Source organism: Leucobacter soli, assembly GCF_042659205.1.
Lineage (GTDB): Bacteria > Actinomycetota > Actinomycetes > Actinomycetales > Microbacteriaceae > Leucobacter > Leucobacter soli.
Genome location: NZ_JBHSRW010000224.1, coordinates 1 through 3,580 on the forward strand (window position 1 = coordinate 1; position 3,580 = coordinate 3,580).

At 71.0% G+C, this 3,580-nt stretch carries 3 protein-coding genes and 1 pseudogene; 2 read left to right on the forward strand and 2 right to left on the reverse strand.

Annotated elements, in window-relative coordinates; genetic code table 11:
- Window positions 1-1,119 (reverse strand): sensor histidine kinase (locus tag ACFPZL_RS11160; protein ID WP_382335445.1); only part of this gene is annotated, 1,119 nt, incomplete at its 3' end.
- Between the two features lie 122 nt (window positions 1,120-1,241).
- Here ACFPZL_RS11160 and ACFPZL_RS11165 point away from each other — a divergent pair.
- On the forward strand, window positions 1,242-2,141 hold the full coding sequence (locus ACFPZL_RS11165; protein ID WP_218115427.1) for an ABC transporter ATP-binding protein: 900 nt from the start codon (window positions 1,242-1,244) through the stop codon (window positions 2,139-2,141).
- A complete protein-coding gene (locus ACFPZL_RS11170; protein ID WP_218115429.1) occupies window positions 2,138-3,280 on the forward strand; it encodes an ABC transporter permease in 1,143 nt (380 codons plus the stop codon). The genes ACFPZL_RS11165 and ACFPZL_RS11170 overlap by 4 nt, the downstream gene beginning before the upstream one ends.
- A 185-nt stretch (window positions 3,281-3,465) precedes the next feature.
- On the opposite strand, the pseudogene ACFPZL_RS11175 reads toward ACFPZL_RS11170, so the two are convergent.
- Window positions 3,466-3,580, reverse strand: a pseudogene (locus ACFPZL_RS11175) (RNA-binding S4 domain-containing protein); the annotation flags it as partial.

The following is a 3,580-nucleotide window of genomic DNA, read 5'->3' on the forward strand; positions in this document are numbered from 1 at the left end:
GAGCGTCTGCCGCACGCCGTTGTCCGCGATCTCGACCTCGGCGGCGTCCGCGCGGAAGCGCAGCCGGACCTCGGAGACCGCGCCGCGTCCCGCATGCTTGCGCACGTTGGTGAGGGCCTCCTGCACGGTGCGGTAGAGGGCGACGTCGACGAGCATCGGCAGCGGGCGCGGCTCGCCGGAGACGATGAGGGTCGCCGGGGTGCCGGCGCGCTGCGACTCCGCGACGAGGGCGGCAAGCTGGGCGACTCCGATGGTCGAGGCCGGATCCTCGTTCTCGGGCGTGCGCAGGGTGTGCACGAGGCGCCGCAGCTCCTCCACGGCCGCATGGGCGCTGCTCTCGACCACTTCGAGGGCGGCAACCGCGCGCTGCGGATCCGTCTCGAGACTGCGTCGTGCCGCAGCCGCCTGAATCCCCATTACCGACACGTGGTGCGCGACGACGTCGTGCAGTTCGCGGGCGATGCCCAGCCGATCCAGCGCCACCGCCTGCGTCGCGCTCGTCTGACGCTCGAGCTCGAGCTCCCGGCCCTGCGCCTCCAGCTGCGCCGACAGTCGCGCCCCCCGCCAGGCGCGTTCGCCGAAGAGGAACGCGGCGCCGAAGTAGAGCAGGTTCGTGATGATCTGGATCGTGGCGTAGGTCGCGTACGCCGAGAAGATTCCCGATCGCGAGAAATCGGACAGGTAGCTCTGATCCGCCGAACTGACGACGAGGTTCACCAGCAGCCACACGATCATCCCGGCAGTGATTCCGAGCCGGGTCCAGAACGCGGCCGCACGATTCCGCCCCCAGGCGCCGACGGTGTAGAGCGCGAGGAAGAGGCAGATGCTGCTCATCAGCGCCTCGGGCACCCGGAACTGGCCGGTGATGAAGAAGCCGATCGCGACCAGCACCGCCACGGCCGCGGGGTAGCGGCGGCGCAGCGCAAGCGGTGCGGTGCAGAGGGCGATCGCCACGGCCCAGACCCAGGGCTCGGCCGGCTCGTCGAAGAGCCGACTGCGCTGGTAGAGCAGGGTGGTGGTCAGCATCGCGAAGGCGAGGGCGGCGGCGAGCAGCGCATCCGCACGGATGGCGGATCGCCCGGGCAGCGGGCGCACCCAGGTCGCGGTGGTCTGACTCATGCATCCAGGCTATCCAGGCCTCAGCGCTGCGGGCTCCACCGTGCGGCGGAACCGATTCCGCCCGGCGGCGGAGGCGCAACCCCCGCCGCTCTCGTAGCGTGGAGGTGACGGAAGGGAGAGACATGATCGAGATCGCAGGCGTCTCGCGGAGTTTCGGTGACCGGAAGGTGCTGGACGACGTGAGCTTCGGCGTCGAGAGCGGCCGCATGACCGGCTTCGTCGGCGGCAACGGCGCGGGCAAGACGACGACGATGCGGATCATCCTCGGCGTGCTCGCCGCGCACGGGGGAGAGGTGCGCTTCGGCGGGCGGCCCATCGCCGCACAGGATCGTGCGCGCTTCGGCTACATGCCCGAGGAGCGGGGGCTCTACCCCAAGATGAAGGTCGCCGAGCAGCTGGTCTACCTCGCCCGCCTGCATGGCCTCGCCGCGGCGGACGCGAAGCGCGAGGCGGACGGGCTGATCGAGCGCCTCGGGCTCGCCGAGCGCGCGAGCGACACCCTGGAGAGCCTGTCGCTCGGGAACCAGCAGCGCGCGCAGATCGCTGCCGCGCTCGTGCACCGCCCGATCGCGCTCGTGCTCGACGAGCCGTTCTCCGGCCTCGACCCGATCGCCATCGAGGTCGTGCTCGGCGTCCTGCGCGACTACGCGGCCCAGGGCGCTCCCGTGCTCTTCTCCTCGCACCAGCTCGACATCGTCGAACGCCTCTGCGACGACGTCGTCGTCATCGGCGGGGGCAGGATCCTCGCCTCCGGCTCGCGCGACGAACTGCGTGCGGCGCACTCCGGCAGCAGCTTCGAGATCGAGCTCGGCGGTCCCGGCGCCGATGCGGGCTGGGTCCGGGATCTCGCCGGGGTCGAGGTGACCCGGCTCGAGGGCGGCTTCGCCCGGTTCGATTCGAGCGACGAGGCGGCCGCCCAGGCGGTGCTCGCGCACGCGGTCGCCGATCCGGCGCTCTCGGTTCGCCGTTTCGGCCAGGTCACCCCATCCCTCTCCCAGATCTTCAAGGAGGTCGTCCGATGAGCGGCACCACGCCCACCACCCCTGCCGCCTCGACCGCCAGTACGGCCGGTCGGCTGAGCCCGACCCGCGCCGCCTGGCTCGTCGCGGAGCGGGAGATCACCACCCGGCTCCGCAGCAAGGCGTTCCTCATCTCGACCGGAGTGCTCCTGCTGTTCGTGCTCGGCGGCGTGCTCTTCGCCGGCTTCGCCGCCCAGAACGGGGGCTTCGGCGGGCCGGGCAAGGTCGCCGCGGTGGGGGAGGCCGCTGCCTCGCTCGACCCCGAGGCGTACGAAGTCACCGAGGTCGCGGATCGCGCTGCCGCCGAAGAGCTCGTGCTCGACGGCAGCGTCGAGGCCGCGGTGATCCCCGGTGGCGACACTCCGATCGGGCTCACCGTGCTCGCGAAGGAGAGCGCGCCGGTCGAGCTGCTCCAGGCGCTCTCCGCCTCGCCGTCGCTCGAGCTGCTCGCACCGACCGGCACCAACCCCTTCTTCGCCTACATCATCGCCATCGCCTTCGGCATCGTCTTCATGATGAGCGCGATCACCTTCGGCACGACGATCGCGCAGAGCGTCGTCGAGGAGAAGCAGACCCGCATCGTCGAGATCCTGCTGGCGACCGTCTCCGCCCGCACCCTGCTCGCCGGCAAGATCCTCGGCAACAGCATCCTCGCGCTGGCCCAGGTGGTGGCCATCGCCGCGCTCGCCTCCGTCGGCATGCTCGCCACCGGGCAGGATCTGCTGCTCGGCGAGCTCGGCACCGCCCTGATCTGGTTCGCGGTGCTCTTCGCCTTCGGCTTCGTCCTGCTGGCCGCCATGTACGCGGCGCTCGCCGCCCTCGTCTCCCGGCAGGAGGACATCGGCTCCGTGACGAGTCCCGTCATGATGCTGGTGATGCTGCCCTACGTCGGCGTGATCATGTTCAACGACAACCCGGCCATGCTCGCGGTGATGAGCTACATCCCGTTCTCCGCGCCGGTCGGCATGCCGATGCGCCTCTACCTCGGCACCGCCGAGTGGTGGGAGCCGATCCTCTCGCTCGACATCCTCGCCGTGACGATCGCGATCGTGCTCTGGATCGGCGCGCGCATCTACGCCGGGTCGATCCTGCGCACCGGCGGGCGCGTGAAGCTCTCGGAGGCGCTTTCGAGCGCCGAGTAACGAGCAGTGCGGCTTGCCTCCGGGCCGCGGATGCGGTTCGGAGGCGCCCTCGAGCGCCGAGTGGTCAGCGCTGCGGCGGCGCGGTGCAGTGTGCGGCGGACCTTCGGTAGCGAATCTGCACAGCGTCAGCTGTTCTTCGAAAATTTCACTGACGCTGCGCAGTTTTCTGACGCTGCGCCGGCCCCCTACCGCTCAAAGCCGCGCAGCCGGTCGATCTCGCGGCGTTCGCGCTTCGTGGGGCGGCCGGCGCCTCGATCCCGCACGATAGCGGCCGGGCGCTCGACCCGCGGCGGCGCGGGC

Bases quoted from the DNA above. Each gene is read 5' to 3' on its own strand.
- ACFPZL_RS11165 (WP_218115427.1), top strand. From the start codon at position 1,242: ATGATCGAGATCGCAGGCGTCTCGCGGAGTTTCGGTGACCGGAAGGTG.
- ACFPZL_RS11170 (WP_218115429.1), top strand. From the start codon at position 2,138: ATGAGCGGCACCACGCCCACCACCCCTGCCGCCTCGACCGCCAGTACG.